The sequence below is a fragment of the Pantoea cypripedii genome, from assembly GCF_002095535.1.
GTDB lineage: Bacteria > Pseudomonadota > Gammaproteobacteria > Enterobacterales > Enterobacteriaceae > Pantoea > Pantoea cypripedii.
In genome coordinates, this window is sequence record NZ_MLJI01000001.1 from 2,817,974 (window position 1) to 2,834,228 (window position 16,255).

General features: G+C 52.9%; 15 protein-coding genes and 1 riboswitch. Of the genes, 9 read left to right on the forward strand and 6 right to left on the reverse strand.

The genetic code is table 11. The annotated features are described in order from the left end of the window. Positions 1–3 precede the first annotated feature (3 nt). Positions 4–98, reverse strand: a riboswitch (TPP riboswitch). 109 nt (positions 99–207) lie between these two features. From HA50_RS31090 to HA50_RS12995, 3 genes are all read right to left on the reverse strand, one after another. Then, positions 208–600 carry a putative T6SS immunity periplasmic lipoprotein gene (locus HA50_RS31090; RefSeq protein WP_139810931.1) on the reverse strand — a complete coding sequence of 131 codons (393 nt, stop codon included), beginning with the start codon at positions 598–600 and terminating at the stop codon, positions 208–210. Beyond that, on the reverse strand, positions 601–1,161 hold the full coding sequence (locus HA50_RS12990) for a type IV secretion protein Rhs (RefSeq protein ID WP_244193581.1): 561 nt from the start codon (positions 1,159–1,161) through the stop codon (positions 601–603). It lies immediately after the preceding gene. 79 nt (positions 1,162–1,240) lie between these two features. Next, entirely contained in the window at positions 1,241–1,417 is a 177-nt protein-coding gene (locus HA50_RS12995) for a DUF3606 domain-containing protein (protein WP_084876030.1), read from the reverse strand. A gap of 525 nt (positions 1,418–1,942) precedes the next feature. Here HA50_RS12995 and chiP point away from each other — a divergent pair. The 4 genes from chiP to HA50_RS13015 all read left to right on the forward strand — a co-directional run bounded on the left by chiP (position 1,943) and on the right by HA50_RS13015 (position 7,639). Continuing rightward, entirely contained in the window at positions 1,943–3,340 is a 1,398-nt protein-coding gene (chiP, locus tag HA50_RS13000; RefSeq protein WP_084876031.1) for a chitoporin ChiP, read from the forward strand. A gap of 48 nt (positions 3,341–3,388) precedes the next feature. After that, a complete protein-coding gene (locus HA50_RS13005) occupies positions 3,389–6,052 on the forward strand; it encodes a beta-N-acetylhexosaminidase (protein ID WP_084876032.1) in 2,664 nt (887 codons plus the stop codon). Positions 6,053–6,389: 337 nt separating this feature from the next. After that, the gene (locus HA50_RS13010) at positions 6,390–6,593 is read left to right on the forward strand and encodes a hypothetical protein (protein ID WP_084876033.1); all 204 of its coding nucleotides are present in this window, start codon (positions 6,390–6,392) and stop codon (positions 6,591–6,593) included. 86 nt (positions 6,594–6,679) lie between these two features. Next, positions 6,680–7,639: an AEC family transporter gene (locus HA50_RS13015; RefSeq protein WP_084876034.1), complete on the forward strand. Its 960-nt coding sequence runs from the start codon at positions 6,680–6,682 to the stop codon at positions 7,637–7,639. A 61-nt stretch (positions 7,640–7,700) separates the two neighbouring features. On the opposite strand, the gene ahpF is transcribed toward HA50_RS13015, so the two are convergent. Further along, positions 7,701–9,269, reverse strand: a complete 1,569-nt coding sequence (ahpF, locus tag HA50_RS13020; RefSeq protein WP_084876035.1) for an alkyl hydroperoxide reductase subunit F — start codon at positions 9,267–9,269, stop codon at positions 7,701–7,703. Positions 9,270–9,347: 78 nt separating this feature from the next. Further along, positions 9,348–9,911 (reverse strand): alkyl hydroperoxide reductase subunit C, encoded by a 564-nt coding sequence (gene ahpC, locus HA50_RS13025; RefSeq protein WP_013509781.1) that lies wholly within the window; start codon positions 9,909–9,911, stop codon positions 9,348–9,350. Between the two features lie 225 nt (positions 9,912–10,136). On the opposite strand from ahpC, the gene HA50_RS13030 reads away from it, so the two are divergent. Next, positions 10,137–10,577 (forward strand): GNAT family N-acetyltransferase, encoded by a 441-nt coding sequence (locus HA50_RS13030; RefSeq protein ID WP_084876036.1) that lies wholly within the window; start codon positions 10,137–10,139, stop codon positions 10,575–10,577. Between the two features lie 8 nt (positions 10,578–10,585). On the opposite strand, the gene apbC is transcribed toward HA50_RS13030, so the two are convergent. After that, positions 10,586–11,698: an iron-sulfur cluster carrier protein ApbC gene (gene apbC / locus HA50_RS13035; protein ID WP_084876037.1), complete on the reverse strand. Its 1,113-nt coding sequence runs from the start codon at positions 11,696–11,698 to the stop codon at positions 10,586–10,588. A gap of 164 nt (positions 11,699–11,862) precedes the next feature. Here apbC and metG point away from each other — a divergent pair, with 164 nt between their 5' ends. The 4 genes from metG (at position 11,863) to cdd (ending at position 16,137) form a co-directional block, all read left to right on the forward strand. After that, complete coding sequence (gene metG / locus HA50_RS13040; RefSeq protein ID WP_084876038.1) at positions 11,863–13,896, forward strand: methionine--tRNA ligase; 2,034 nt, start codon at positions 11,863–11,865, stop codon at positions 13,894–13,896. Positions 13,897–14,041: 145 nt separating this feature from the next. Then, positions 14,042–14,434 (forward strand): CidA/LrgA family protein, encoded by a 393-nt coding sequence (locus HA50_RS13045; protein ID WP_084876039.1) that lies wholly within the window; start codon positions 14,042–14,044, stop codon positions 14,432–14,434. Further along, a complete protein-coding gene (locus tag HA50_RS13050) occupies positions 14,427–15,119 on the forward strand; it encodes a CidB/LrgB family autolysis modulator (protein WP_084876040.1) in 693 nt (230 codons plus the stop codon). The genes HA50_RS13045 and HA50_RS13050 overlap by 8 nt, the downstream gene beginning before the upstream one ends. A 118-nt stretch (positions 15,120–15,237) precedes the next feature. Continuing rightward, a complete protein-coding gene (gene cdd, locus HA50_RS13055; RefSeq protein ID WP_084876041.1) occupies positions 15,238–16,137 on the forward strand; it encodes a cytidine deaminase in 900 nt (299 codons plus the stop codon). Positions 16,138–16,255 lie beyond the last annotated feature (118 nt).

A 16,255-nucleotide genomic window follows, 5' to 3' on the forward strand; every position in this document is an offset into this window, starting at 1 on the left:
ATGCGGTCAGGCATCTGACTTCCCTACGCTGGCATTATCCAGATCAGGTCAGCGGGTGTATCTCAGCCCCGTTTAAGAGGGCACCCCGAGTCATTTAAAATCAAAAGGTTGCGTTAATGTTCCTCATTAACTCATGAACAGGATAATGCCAGCAGAAAGCCCGACAAACAAGCGCTAAAATCCAGGTAAATCCGATGATGATTAACGTTAGCGTCCAGCTGGTGGGCTAATCTGCTGCAGACCATTCAATGTTGAAAACACAACGGAAAGGTAACGCCCACTATCAATATCGTTTTTTTCAATCGTGTAATAGGCAGTATAGGTATGGTTCCGTTTGAAATCATAACCAAACGTTGGCAGACATTGTCCATTGGTTACATACACAGGTTTTTTGGCTAATGTCCTGAGAAGATGATTATCTTCTCCATCTGATATCTGTACCGCAGAAACATATTCCCCCGTTCGGATTGGTGCGGTAATACAAACCTGGTTATCTCTTATCGCGACATTAGCAGGCTCTTTCGGTGGAATTCTATCGCCCGGCCCGGGACAGCCTGAAAGCAGAGCGGCTGCCGCTATTATTAAATAATTTTTATACACTTACGCTCCCTTGCCTGTCACAATTTTTTTATAAAGCGCTGGAACATCTTTTAAGGGTTGTTTACCCCGGTATTTTCCAAAACGCGAAGGCCTTTGGTAGAAATACCACTGTTCAATTCCATAAACCAACAATAACCAATAATCAGCAATGATTGACGCCTGCTGCTCAAGCGAATAATCCGTTAATTTCTCTTTGTCTAAATCGTAGGTATAATTTGCAGCCCAGCTAAAAGTCCCTCGCAAGCGGACCCATTGCCCGTGCTGATGCTGCCATACATGACCTAACTCATGAATGAAAACCCATTTATCAACCATATTTACTAAGGAAGATGAAAAATCCGAGCTGTAAATTTTTTTCCTGAACCATATCTCACCGTTAGGAGTCATAGCATAGTCAGGATTTTGCAGTCCAAAGGGAAGGTAACTGTCACAATGAATCCAGACTCGATTATAGGCAATACTATGACCAAATACCTTCTGTGCCATAGCAATTTCCCCCAAAGTCATCAGACGCAGCGTTCCTTCTTCAATATCTGGTTTTTTCTGTTCGCCTATTATCATCCCGATAATTCCCTATCCTTTAATCCGTTATTTGATGTAGTAAACCCCGCAGAGCGGGGTTTCCAGGCAGAATGGACACCTACTTACCGAGATACTGCTTAACTTTCTGACTATCTTTACCCACGTTTGCGACTGCGGTTCGTAATTGTGCGACGGAAACATCCAGGGTTTTAGTCCAATATTCGACTTCCCAGGTTTCACTGAGACGAATAACGCGTTTGTCTTCAGGTTGTCTTTTCTTCAAAGCATCAGTCATTTTACAGCTCCTGAGGTAAATTACGTGGCATAACGCCCCCTTCAGATCAGCAGCCACAACAGTGCTGGCTACCGGCGAAAATCCTAGGCAAATTCCTCATCGAGATCAAGGTATAGAAACTACACCAAAGTACAACAAGTCATAATTATCATCGATAAGAAAATTTTTATCTTTGGATTCATGAACTCCCTGCTTTGTAAAGAAGGACCTGTGCCGACCACCTCTTAACCTGCCCCGTTTCGCAATGCCATTTCACCTGTTCGCCCCGTGGTTTCATCAAGGGATTCATCACGATAAGAACATCCTCTCCCTGACCTGAAATATCTTTATTTAATTAAAAATCAAATGGATGAAAGTAGCCATCCTGTCAAAACCTGAGATCCTGTGTTTTGCGCGTCACGTCATAATTTGCAAAAAATGCTATTGATAATTCGCGTCGCGAAAAATAACATCACACCACTTGTTACATGAGGTAACAGTTTCACCAAACATCATTACCACAGGAATTATCACGGAGGATTTACCATGAACCGGACTCTTCGCACGCCACTGGCTACTGCTATTGCTTCCATTCTGGCTGTCACGGCATTGATTCCCTGCACCCCCGCACTGGCGGCAGGTTTTGTTGATGACTCATCTCTCAGCGGTTCTATTTTCTATTGGCAACGCCAGCGCGATCGTAAAGAGATGGATCCGCAGCATGGCAAGTACGGCCAATATGATGCCAACCTGCACCATGCTTCTGCCAATGCCAGCCTGGACTTCTCTTCCGGCTATCTGGCGAATTTTATTGGTCTCGATCTCGCCGCTTTTGGTGCGCTGGAGCTGACCAACAGCGGCCCGGCCGCCCCCAATGAAATCGGCTTCAGCGATGCCCGCACACGCTGGGATGAAAAATGGACCGGTGATAAGAGTGGGGCCAGCCTGTACAAGGCTGCACTGAAAACCAAATGGCAGGATAACTGGCTGCGTGCTGGTTATTTGCAACCAACTGGCCAGACGCTGCTGGCACCGCACTGGAGCTTCCTGCCAGGTACCTACCGGGGCGTCGAAGCGGGAACCACCTTCGACTTTGCTGACAGCGGCGCGCTTTCCTTCTCCTGGATGTGGACCGATCAGTACAAAGCCCCGTGGTATCAGAACATGTACAACTTCCGCAAAGCGGACGGCGAAACGGGCATTCCCTGGTTGCAATCCTTCGGTGCGAAGTATGACTTTAAAAACGACTTCATCCTGGAAGGCGCATATGGCCAGGCAGCAAATTACATGGATCAGTATTTTGCCAAAGCCTCATATCAGCTGCCGCTGGCCGGGTCACCGCTGCGTACCAGCTATCAATTTTACGGGGCCAAAGATCGCGAAAGCGGCGGTACCGAGAACGTTAACCATGTCTATGACGGTTTAGCCTGGCTACAGGCCATGACGCTGGGTTACACCCTGGGCGCTTTTGATTTCCGCCTCGAAGGAACCTGGGTCAAAGCCGAAGGTAATCAGGGCTTTTTCCTGCAACGTATGACGCCATCCTATGCCAGCTCGAATGGCCGCATGGATGTATGGTGGGATTCACGCTCTGACTGGAACGCCAACGGCGAGAAAGCGGTGTTTGCCGGCGTTATGGTTGATCTTGGCCACTGGCAATTACCCGGCTGGCAGGCGGGTGGATCTTATGCCTATGGCTGGGATGCAAAACCCTCCACGAATCCCATCTACAACCAGCAGCAACGCCTGACGGAATCCGCGTGGAGTCTTGACCTGGTTTATACCCTGCAGGAAACACGCGCCAAAGGCACCCAGTTCAAACTGCATTACACCCAGTATGACAACCACAGCAATCTGCCCAGCTACAGCGGTGGCTACGGCAACATCTTCCAGGACGAGAAAGACATCAAATTTATGGTCATCGCGCCCTTTACCCTCTTTTGACCCTGAGCTGGCTGGAGCCAGAATTCATCCGCGCATAAGGATAACAGCATGAAAAAATTGAAATTAAGCCTTCTGGCATTGAGCGTTATCGCGCTCGGTGCCTGCAAATCGGTACCACAAACCCAGCAAGAGGTGGTGGATCAAATCAGCCAGTTTGGCGTGCAATACCAGGTAACCGATAATCAGGCCGCCAGCCACGGCGTGGATTGCGCCCAACTCGGCGCTGACTGGGCTTCCTGCAATCGCGCCACCATCAGGCTGACCAACCATGGCCCGGCCATCACCAGTAAAAACTGGGCGATTTATATGAGCAACGTGCATGAGACCCTGCGCGTCGATAGCGACCAGTTTAAGATGACCCATGTCGTCGGCGACTTAACCCGCCTGGAACCCACAGACAAATTCACCGGCTTTGCCGCGGGTGCCACTGTCGAGATCCCTATCGTTAACGAATACTGGCAGCTGTTTATCACCGATGTGATGCCGCGCTGGTACGTCACCGCAGAAGGGGCATCGCCAAAAATTATCAGCAGCACCGACACGGAAAATTTAACTGACTTCGTCCAGGCCTTTGGCGACCAGTGGAAGCGTGTGGCTGATGATAAGAATGTGCTGATGCAACCCAACAGCCGTTTCGCCAAAAATGCCGATATCAAATTGCTACCGGCAGCCACCCTGCGTGGGCAAATTACTCCGACGCCACGTTCGGTCCACATCCATGCAGCTGATGTCGATCTGAGCAAGGGCGTGGTATTGCATCTCAATGCTCTGCCAGCGGACCAGGCTAATGCCGTGCAGCAGCGTTTTGCCCTGCTGGGGATCCCGCCAGATCCACAGGGCTATGGCATCGCAACCCACATTGACTCTCGCCGGTTCCACGGCGCAGAAGCGGTATCTGGCGCTTACCAGCTACGCATTACCCCTCGTGGCACCGATATCGTGGGTTATGATGCGGCTGGCGCGTACTACGGCCTGATGTCGCTGCTCTCGCTGGTACCCGCCGAGGGCAAACCGGTTATTGCCACGCTGGAAGCACAGGATGCGCCGCGTTTTGCCTATCGCGGGGCTTTCCTTGATGTGGCACGTAACTTCCACAGCAAACAGGCAGTATTGCGGATGCTGGACCAGATGGCCGCATGGAAGATGAACAAATTCCACTTCCATCTCAGCGACGATGAAGGCTGGCGCATCGAAATCCCCGGTCTGCCGGAACTGACCAATGTCGGGAGCAAGCGCTGTCACGACCTGAGCGAACAACAATGCCTGGTGCCACAGTTGGGTTCCGGCCCGTTTAGCGATAATCATGGCAGTGGGTATTTCAGCCGCGCTGATTACATTGAAATCCTGAAGTATGCTAAAGCACGCAATATTGAAGTGATTCCGGAAATCGATATGCCTGCCCACGCCCGTGCCGCCGTCATCTCGATGGAAGCTCGCTATAACCGACTGATGGCAGCAGGCAAACCGCGCGCGGCGAGCGAATTCCGCCTGGTTGATCCGACGGACACCTCCAATACCACGTCGGTACAGCTGTATGATCGTACCAGCTATCTCAATCCCTGCCTCGACTCCTCACAACGTTTTGTTGACAAAGTGATAGGTGAAATTCAACGCATGCACCGCGAAGCCGGTCAGCCGCTGACGACCTGGCACTTTGGTGGTGACGAAGCGAAAAATATTCGTCTTGGCGCAGGTTACACCGATATAAAAAATCCTGAGGCAGGCAAAGGTATTCTCGATCAAAGCCAACAAGACAAGCCCTGGGCTAAATCACAGGTCTGCCAGGCATTGGTGAAATCCGGCAAAGTGCAGGACCTGGAACATTTGCCAAGCCACTTTGCGCTGGAAGTCAGCCAGTTGGTGAAAGCGCATGGTATTCCGGTGATGCAGGCGTGGCAGGATGGTTTGAAAGATGCCACCAACGCCCATGCGTTCGCCACCTCACGCACCCGCGTTAACTTCTGGGACACCTTGTACTGGGGCGGTTTCGACAGCGCCAATGACTGGACACAAAAAGATTACGATGTGGTGATCTCCAATCCAGATTACGTCTACATGGACTTTCCCTATGAGGTCAACCCGCTGGAACGCGGCTATTACTGGGGGACACGTTTTAGTGATGAGCGCAAAATGTTCAGCTTCGCACCGGATAACCTGCCGCAAAATGCTGAGACCTCAGTCGATCGCGATGGCAATCCTTTCGCCACAACGTCGGACAAGCCGTGGGGTGGCGCATATGGCCTCTCTGCCCAGCTGTGGAGCGAAACCGTGCGCACCGATCAGCAGATGGAATATATGATTTTCCCGCGTCTGTTAGCGGTTGCTGAACGTGGCTGGCATCGCGCCAGTTGGGAGCTGGATTATCAGCAGGGCCGCAGCTTTAAAGGCGGTGAAACCCACCATGTCAACCAGGCACAGCTCACTGGCGACTGGCAGCGTTTTGCCAATCTGCTGGGCCAGCGCGAACTGGGCAAACTGGATAAAGCCGGTATCCATTACCGTCTCCCTGTCCCTGGCGCGCGCATCAATGCTGGCAGGCTGGAAATGAACATCGCCCTGCCGGGTCTGCCGCTGCAATACAGCCTGGATAATGGCAACAGCTGGATTGACTATCACCCACAGGCACAGCCGACCATTGCCACAGGCGATAAGGTGATGGTGCGTAGCCTGAGTCTGGATGGAAAAAGAGTGAGCCGCAGCGAAAGCCTGTAATCGAATAAATTGCGCTGGATCATTTCAGACCACTGACGCACTCAATCGTCATAACTGATTCAGCGCAAATAACATCCCGGATGTTGAATGGCAAAAAAGGAGGTGGCGCAACAAATAACTCAAAATAGTTATTAGCGTTAATATAATAAGACCGGGTAAATCAAATTATATTGCGCGCAGGCTGAGTCCCCTGCGCGCTTTTTTATTTGAAATTAATAAATAAATTCAAAATGAGAGCAACATCACTGTTGCTTGATTAATATCAAACTATGAGCGGGTAAAAAACGGCCTAATTTCATTCCGGACCTGAAGAATATAATTAAATCCGGCAGACACAATGAAATTAAAATTACTCAGTTTTATTCCGCATGCACATAAATGGCGCAATATTCAGATCTCACGTAAAGGCGCAGTTTCCCCCTCTGGTCGTCACTACCATTCCACGCATGTCCAGGCACATTGCAAAGGATGCGGCGAGCGTATTCATCGGGTTTATTACCGTGATATCAGTGATGCGGAAGCACGCCGCTGGTTAGGATAATCAGACAGATATCAGCGGATTGTATGTTGCAGAGATGTTATGGCGTGGTAATCTGCCCCTATTAACCTCTTGCCCATATCACTGCGATGCCTGATCTATTAACCACATTGAGTCACCAGATTTACCTCTCAGCCCCATTATTTATTCTTATTTTTCTCGGTTATTGCCTGACGCGTTTTGGCAAATGGCCCGCCAGTATCAGTGAAGGGATGAACCGTTTTGTGTTCAATGTGGCCCTGCCCTGCATGCTGTTTGATGTGATGAGTGATTTCTACAAAAGCCCGCCGGTGGATTTTCGTCTGCTGCTGGCATTTTTTGGCAGCTGCTTGCTGGTGTTTATTGCCGGACGCGTGATCGCAGCAAAAGTGTTCCGGCTGGAAAGTATTGCTGGATCTGTGTTTGCGCTGGGCGGTATTTTTTCCAACAACGTGATGCTGGGCATTCCGATTGCCACCGTGTTGCTGGGTGAGCAGGCGCTGCCATCGGTGGCGCTGGTGCTGGTGTTTAATAGCCTGATCCTCTGGACCCTGCTGACAGTGTCGGTGGAGTGGTCAAAGCATGGCAGCTTCTCGGTGCAGGGGCTTGGCCGCACGCTGATTAGCGTACTGAAAAACCCGCTGATTATCGGCATCCTGAGTGGTACGGCCTGGAGTTTCCTGCAACGACCGCTGCCGCTGATTGCGGCACACCCCATTGATCTGCTCGGCTCCATTGCTGCACCGCTGTCGCTGGTGACGCTTGGCATGAGCCTGGCGCACTATCGGGTGCGTGATGGTCTGAAGGAGAGTTACAGCATCTGCCTGCTGAAGCTGATTGTGCAGCCGATGTGCATCTGGGCGATCGCCTGGCTGACCGATTTACCGGCGCTGGAAAGTAAAGTGGTGGTGTTGCTGGGATCGATGGCGGTGGGCGTCAATGTCTACCTGATGTCGCAAAAATTTCAGGTGCTGACCGGCCCGGCTGCGGCCAGTATGTTGTTTTCCACGCTGTTTGCGGCGGTAACCACCCCGGTATGGATGATGCTGATGACGCTGGCCGGGTACTGACGTGCAAAAAAAAGCCCTGCAACACAGGTTGCAGGGCGTTTGCGTGGCTATCGCAACAAAATTATTCAGCCAGGTTGGTGCGGATCAAGTAATCAAACGCACTCAGTGAGGCTTTGGCACCTTCACCGCTGGCAATGATGATCTGCTTGTACGGTACCGTGGTGCAGTCACCCGCCGCGAACACGCCTTTCAGGCTGGTTTCGCATTTCGCATCAATGATGATCTCACCCATGCGGTTGCGCTCAACAGCACCTTCCAGCCAGGTGGTATTTGGCAGCAGGCCGATCTGTACAAAGATGCCGCTCAGCGCGATTTCATGGCTATTCTGGTTGGTGCGATCGGTATAAACCAGGCCGGTCACTTTGCTGCCATCGCCTTTCACTTCTGTGGTCTGTGCGTTAAGGATCACATCCACGTTTTTCAGGCTACGCAATTTGTCCTGCAATACCTTGTCAGCACGCATTTCGCTGGCGAATTCCAGCAGGGTGACGTGCTCAACGATACCCGCCAGGTCGATGGCCGCTTCAACACCCGAGTTACCGCCACCGATAACTGCCGTGCGCTTACCTTTAAACAGCGGACCGTCACAGTGCGGGCAATAGGTGACGCCTTTGGTGCGATACTCTTCTTCACCCGGCACACCCATATTGCGCCAGCGAGCTCCGGTCGCCAGGATGATGCTGCGTGATTTCAGCACCGCGCCAGAAGCGGTTTCAATCGCATGCAGACCGCCCTCTTTGGCTGCCGGGATCAGTTTGATCGCGCTCTGGGTATCAATCACATCAACATCGTAATCATCAACGTGGGCACGCAGTGAGCCAGCCAGCTTCGCACCTTCGGTTTTCGGTACGGAGATGTAGTTTTCAATGTCCACGGTATCCAGTACCTGGCCACCAAAACGCTCACCCATCAGACCGGTACGAATACCTTTACGTGCCGAGTAAATCGCTGCAGCTGCACCCGCCGGGCCGCTACCGACGATCAGCACTTCGTATGCATCACGTTTATTCAGTTCTTCCGCCGCACGTTTGTCCGCGTTGGTGTCCACTTTACCGACGATTTCCGCCAGGCTCATACGGCCCTGACCAAACTCTTTGCCGTTCAGATAGACCGCCGGAACGCCCATCACGTTACGTTCGGTAATTTCGTTCTGGAACATGCCACCGTCAATCGCCGTATGGCTGACGTTTGGATTGAGGATGGCCATCAGGTTCAACGCCTGAACCACATCCGGACAGTTGTGGCATGACAGAGAATAATAAGTTTCGAAATGGAACTCGCCTTCAAGCTGAGCCACTTGCTCCAGCAGGCTTTGCGCTTCTTTCGAAGGGTGTCCACCGGTCTGCAACAGTGCCAGTACCAGTGAAGTAAATTCATGGCCCATTGGCGAACCGGCAAAACGCGGGCCGCTGTGGCTGCCAGGGTTGGTAATCAGAAATGAAGGCTTACGCACCGGACGATCATTCTCTTCGCGGAAGCTGACTTTGTCAGACAGAGTCGCGATATCAGCCAGCAGGGTCCGAATCTCTGCGGATTTGGCGCCATCATCCAGTGTGGCAATTAACTCAACCGGTTTCGTTAATTTCTCAAGGTAAGCCTTGAGTTGGGTTTTTAAGTTGGTGTCGAGCATAATGAGTTCCTGTTGCTGGTCGAAAAATCGGGTGCCGTAGCACCCGATTGGAGAAACATCGAAGGGCTGCGTGGTGGCTTAGATTTTGCCAACCAGGTCCAGTGATGGAGCCAGAGTCGCGTCGCCTTCCTGCCATTTAGCCGGGCAAACTTCACCTGGGTGAGAAGCAACGTACTGAGCCGCTTTCACTTTACGCAGCAGGTCAGAGGCGTCACGGCCAATGCCTTCAGCAGTGATTTCGATAGCCTGGATGATACCTTCCGGGTCAACGATGAAAGTACCACGATCGGCCAGGCCTTCAGCTTCACGCATGATTTCAAAGTTACGGGTCAGTGCACCAGTCGGGTCGCCGATCATCGCATATTTGATTTTAGCGATGGTTTCAGAAGAACCGTGCCAAGCTTTGTGGGTAAAGTGGGTGTCAGTAGAAACAGAGTAGATATCTACGCCCAGTTTCTGGAATTCTTCGTGATGATCAGCCACGTCGCCCAGTTCGGTAGGGCATACGAAGGTAAAGTCAGCTGGGTAGAAGAAGAAAACACTCCATTTACCCTCAACGTCTTTCTCGGTTACGTCGATAAATTCGCCGTTTTTGAATGCTGCGTTTTTGAACGGTTTAATTTTGGTATTAATGATAGACATCGGGTGACCTCCGTTAAAAGATGTGATGCAGGTTACATAATTTTCGGGCCAACATCTAATATGCAGCCGTTATCAATTAGATAAACAAAAGCTATCAAACGCGACAAGGCCCGATTGCTGCGGCCTGCCGCGGCATTCTACACAGAAACTACCCTGATTTAACGTGGTTTATCTTTTTGCGCCGGAACTGCTACTTTTGAGTGAACCGACTGCTGGAGTTCATCAGTGCATATTCGATTGTTTCAGGAAGCTGACCGACCTTTTCTGCGTACGCTGTTCCTTGCGGCGCGACGCACCAACTGGACCTGGCTCGACAGTGATGACTGGCAACTGGAGGATTTTGATCGGGTGATCATCGGTGAGACCGTGCTGGTGGCGGAGATTGACGGCCATCGCGTCGGGTTTGCCGGTGTGCTCGATAATGATAATTTCCTGCACAGCCTGTATGTCGCCCCCGATTTTCAGGGCCAGGGAGTGGGCAGTGCGCTACTGGATGCGGTACAGGCGCGGTTTACCAGCACCGGAGCGTTGAAATGCCTGTTGCTCAACCAACCTGCGCAAACCTTTTATCTCAAGCACGGCTGGCAAAAGGTGGCGCAGGGTGAAAGCGATCAGGGGAAATACCTGTTGATGCACTATCCGCTGACGGCGCGCGCCAGCGGATAATCAGTCGGTTAAACCGCGCGGAAGGCGATATCGTCGGGGATCACTTCCCCATGCCAGTAAAGCTGCGACGCCACGCGCCCGGCCAGCTCACGATACATCACGGTGAATTCACTGTCAGGCCGACGAATCACCGTTGGCTCACCATCATCCAGATCTTCGCGCAGATTAATATGCAGCGGCAGCTGTGCCAGCAGACGGGTGTTATAATCTTCCGCCAGTTTCTGCGCCCCACCGGTACCAAAGATCGGCTCATGATGACCACATTCGCTACAGATGTGGATGCTCATATTTTCCACCACACCCAGCACCGGTACGTTGACCTTCTCGAACATAACGATACCTTTACGCGCATCAATCAACGCGATGTCCTGCGGCGTCGTCACCACCAGCGCGCCGGTCACCGGGATATTTTGCGCCAGCGTCAGCTGGATATCACCGGTGCCGGGCGGCATATCCAGCACCAGATAATCCAGGTCCGGCCACATGGTTTCATTGAGTAGCTGCATCAGGGCCTTGCTGGCCATAGGGCCACGCCACACCATCGCGTTATCGTCAGTCACCAGATAACCAATGGAGTTGGTCGCCAGCCCGTGCGCCATAATCGGGGCCATATGGGTGCCATCCGGCGAAGTGGGACGCTGATTTTCCGTACCGAGCATGTTGGGAATCGACGGTCCATAGATGTCAGCGTCGAGAATCCCGACGCGCGCCCCTTCCGCCACCAGCGCCAGCGCCATATTCACCGCGGTACTGGATTTGCCCACGCCCCCTTTACCGGAACTGACTGCAATGATGTTTTTCACACCATTGACGCCAGGATGGTTTTTCACCCGCTTCAGGGTGGCGATATCGTGGCGCAACCGCCAGTCAATGGCACGCGCCTGCGTCAGACGCAGCAGCTCGCTGCTGGTTTGTGCTTTCAATTCTTCAAACGCACTGGCCCAGGCGAAGGGCATCACCAGTTCCAGATGCAGTTTGTCATCCAGCAACGCGACATGGCGCAAGGCTTTCAGTGTCGTAAGATTGTGCTTCAGTGTCGGATGTTCAAAGCCACTCAGCACGCCTATCACCACGGCGCGCAAGGCTTCGGGTGAATGTTGTTCCCGGGATTGTGAAGTCATCCCCGCTCCTTACTCTTTATTCTGACGCTGAATTTCAGCGGTGTGTTTTCAATAATATCAGATAGGGCATAAAGTGACGTGGCTGTCAGGTTGTGTTTACGCCAGAGAGTGCTTCGGTTACCATCTTAAGCCCGATTTTTCATTTACAGAAAGCTACGCAAACTATGACTCAAGTCGCTAAAAAAATTCTGGTAACGTGCGCGCTGCCTTACGCGAACGGTTCAATCCATCTCGGCCACATGCTCGAGCATATCCAGGCAGACATTTGGGTGCGTTACCAGCGAATGCGTGGCAATCAGGTTTACTTCATCTGCGCCGACGACGCGCACGGCACACCGATCATGCTGAAAGCGCAGCAACTCGGCATTGCGCCTGAGCAGATGATTGCTGAGATGAAGCAGGAGCACGAGACTGATTTCGCGGGCTTCGACATCAGCTATGACAACTACCACTCGACGCACGGCGACGAAAACCGCCAGCTGTCGGAGCTGATTTATGGCCGTCTGAAAGAGAACGGTTTCATTAAAAATCGCACCATTTCTCAGCTGTACGATCCGGAAAAAGGCATGTTCCTGCCCGATCGCTTCGTTAAAGGTACCTGCCCGAAATGTAAATCTCCGGATCAATATGGCGACAACTGTGAAGTCTGTGGTGCCACTTACAGCCCGACCGAGTTGATCGAACCGAAATCCGTGGTTTCTGGCGCGACGCCTGTAATGCGTGATTCCGAGCACTTCTTCTTCGATCTGCCTTCCTTCAGTGAAATGCTGCAGGCGTGGACGCGTTCTGGTGCGTTGCAGGAACAGGTGGCGAACAAGATGCAGGAGTGGTTCGAATCCGGCCTGCAACAGTGGGATATCTCACGTGATGCGCCCTACTTCGGCTTCGAAATTCCGGGTGCGCCGGGCAAATACTTCTACGTGTGGCTGGATGCGCCAATCGGCTACATGGGTTCGTTTAAAAACTTGTGTGACAAGCGCGGCAATATCGATTTCGACGAGTTCTGGAAGAAAGATTCCACCACCGAGCTGTATCACTTTATCGGTAAAGACATCGTCTATTTCCACAGCCTGTTCTGGCCAGCCATGCTGGAAGGTAGCCAGTTCCGTAAGCCGACCAATCTGTTTGTGCACGGTTATGTGACGGTTAATGGCGCGAAGATGTCGAAATCACGCGGCACCTTTATCAAAGCCAGCACCTGGTTGCAGCATCTGGATGCCGACAGCCTGCGTTATTACTACGCGGCGAAACTCTCTTCACGTATCGATGATATCGACCTGAACCTGGAAGATTTCGTGCAGCGCGTGAATGCGGACATCGTCAACAAAGTGGTCAACCTGGCGTCGCGTAACGCTGGCTTCCTGACCAAACGCTTTGACGGCAAACTGTCGTCCGAGCTGGCCGATCCGGCGCTGTATCAGACCTTTGTCGATGCCTCGGAGAAGATCGGTGAAGCCTGGGCCAGCCGTGAATACAACCGTGCCATCCGTGAAATCATGGCGCTGGCGGATCTCGCCAACCGTTATGTGGATGAACAGGCACCGTGGGTGGTGGCGAAACAGGAAGGCCGTGATGCCGACCTGCAAGCCATCTGCTCAATGGGTATCAACCTGTTCCGCGTACTGATGACCTGGCTGAAGCCGGTATTACCGTCCCTGAGCGCTCGCGCTGAAGCTTTCCTGCAAAGCGAACTGAGCTGGGATGCTATCCAGCAGCCGCTGCTGGATCATAGCGTTGCGCCGTTCAAAGCATTGTATGGCCGCATTGAGATGACCAAAGTGGACGCGCTGGTTGAGGCATCGAAAGAAGATGCTGCCGCCGCTAACAAGCCTGCGGCGACCGGCCCTCTGGCTGACGCACCGATTGGCGACGCCATCACCATCGATGATTTTGCCAAAGTCGATATGCGCGTGGCGCTGATCGAAAAAGCGGAGCTGGTGGAAGGCTCAGACAAGCTGCTGCGCCTGGAGCTGGATTTGGGCGGCGAGAAGCGCCAGATCTTCTCTGGCATTCGTGCGGCCTATCCGGATCCGTCAGTGCTGGTCGGCAAGATGACTATCATTGTCGCGAACCTGGCACCGCGTAAAATGCGCTTCGGGGTATCGGAAGGCATGGTGCTGTCAGCGGGTCCTGGCGGCAAAGACCTGTTTGTGCTGTCCGTGGATAGCGGTGCACAGCCTGGGATGCCGGTGAAATAAGCAACCGGGTCAACAAGAACCAGCGGCGCGATTTATCGCGCCGTTTTCAATGGTGCCCCAGCCGCGACATCCCACAATAACGTGACCGCTAGCACGCTAAGCGCTTAATGCGTATGATGAAGCCCTATGAAAACAGGAGCCTGTCATGCCCACCGTGCTGTCTGTAAGCTGGCGCTATTTGCGCGCCTTTGTCATCATTTACGCTGCTCTTTATGCCGGAATCGGCATTTCTACCCTGCTTCCTATTAACATTCCCGGTAGCATCATCGGCATGCTGCTGTTGTTTATGCTGCTGGCGCTGCAAATCCTGCCCGTGGACTGGGTCAAACCCGGCTGTCATTTGCTGATTCGCTATATGGCGCTGCTATTTGTGCCGATCAGCGTCGGAGTAATGAGTTATACCGATATCCTGACCGCGCAATTCGGTCCTATCGTGGTTTCCTGCCTGATCAGTACCTTCCTGGTGCTGGTGGTGGTTGGGCTGAGCGCCAAGCGGATGCAGCGCCCTGGCGTGCCAAAGGAGCCAGGAAATGAGTGATATCTGGTGGTCCCTGCCACTGACGCTGCTGGCCTATTTCCTCGCCCGTAAGTTTGCAGCAAAAATCAAAATTTCCATCGTTAACCCGTTACTGGTGGCGATGGCGATTGTCATCCCGATTTTGCTGCTGACGCACATGCCCTATGCCCGCTATTTTGCTGGCAGCGCGCTGCTCAATCAGCTACTGCAACCTGCCGTGGTGGCGCTGGCGCTGCCGCTGTATGAGCAGATGCATCAAATCCGCGCCCGCTGGAAAACCATTATCAGCGTCTGTTTTATTGGCAGCATCACGGCGATGATTTCCGGCACGGCCATCGCCTTATGGCTGGGTGCAACCCCTGAGATTGCCGCCACCATCATGCCGAAGTCGGTCACGACGCCGATTGCCATGGCGGTTTCGGCCTCAATGCACGGTATCCCGGCAATCAGCGCCATTTGTGTGCTGATTGCGGGTGTACTGGGTGCGGTATTCGGCCATATGCTGCTCAATCTGTTGCAGATAAAAAGCAAAGCATCACGCGGATTAGCGATTGGTAATGCCTCGCATGCGCTGGGCACCGCGCGCGCCGCAGAGATTGATTATCAGGAAGGGGCGTTCAGTTCTCTGGCGCTGGTGATTTGCGGCATTATTACCTCGCTACTGGCACCGTTTCTCTACCCGGTTCTCATGCACTGGTTCGGGTAAACTTGCGAGAGATCTCGCAAAGTTGAAACAAGCAAGACGGCTTACATTGTCAGAGCGATACAGATCACATATAACCCTTCAGGCGGCGCACCGCCGCTGACGTGTTAACGAGGCCATCATGCATCCAAGATTCACTTCCGCTTTCTCTGCCCTGCCGGTCAATCTGCAACAGGCGTTGCAACCCATTATGGATGCCGCCGATTTTCATGGTGTCCTGCAGGCCAATGAAGTGACGCAGTTACAGCAGGCTACCGCGCTGGAAGCTGATGCCCTCGCCCTCGCCTTGCTGCCACTGGCTGCGTCTTGTGCCGTCGCGCCGGTTTCAAATTTTAACGTCGGTGCCATTGCGCGTGGCAGCAGCGGCAACTGGTATTTCGGTGCCAATATGGAATTCCGCGGTGCACCTTTACAGCAGACGGTGCACGCGGAACAAAGCGCGATCACCCACGCCTGGCTGCGGGGTGAAACGCAGCTGGAGACTATCACCGTCAATTACACGCCGTGCGGTCACTGCCGCCAGTTTATGAACGAGCTGAACAGCGGCACCGCCATTCGCATCAGCCTGCCAGGCCGTGCTGTCAGCACGCTGGGCGATTATCTGCCGGATGCCTTCGGTCCGGCGGATTTGAATATTGCTGAACGGCTGCTGACCCCGGTCAATCATGGCTTTAGCTCGCAGGGAGATACCCTGCAACAGGCTGCCATTGAGGCTGCCAATCACAGCCATGCCCCCTACAGCCACAGCTACAGCGGAGTGGCACTGCGCAGCCGTAGCGGGCAGATTTTTACCGGGCGCTATGCGGAAAATGCCGCATTCAACCCCAGCCTGCCCCCACTACAGGCAGCCTTGATTCTGCTGAATATGCACAACGAAGCGCTGGATAGCGTGCAGCAGGCGGTGCTGGCGGAATGTCAGGGGGCCACGCTCAGCCAGCATGACGCCACCCGTGCCACCCTGGCGGCGCTGGGATGTGCTGATTTGACCGCTGTCACCTTGTCAGTTTGCACAGTTAAGTGATCCTTTTACCGCTTTTGTGACCTTTTATTAACAAAAGCTGTACATCTGTAGGAAATTTCATAGGATCTGGCGGCAGAAATCACTTCACAATAAGAAAGGCTGGCGTTACCTTTCCCGG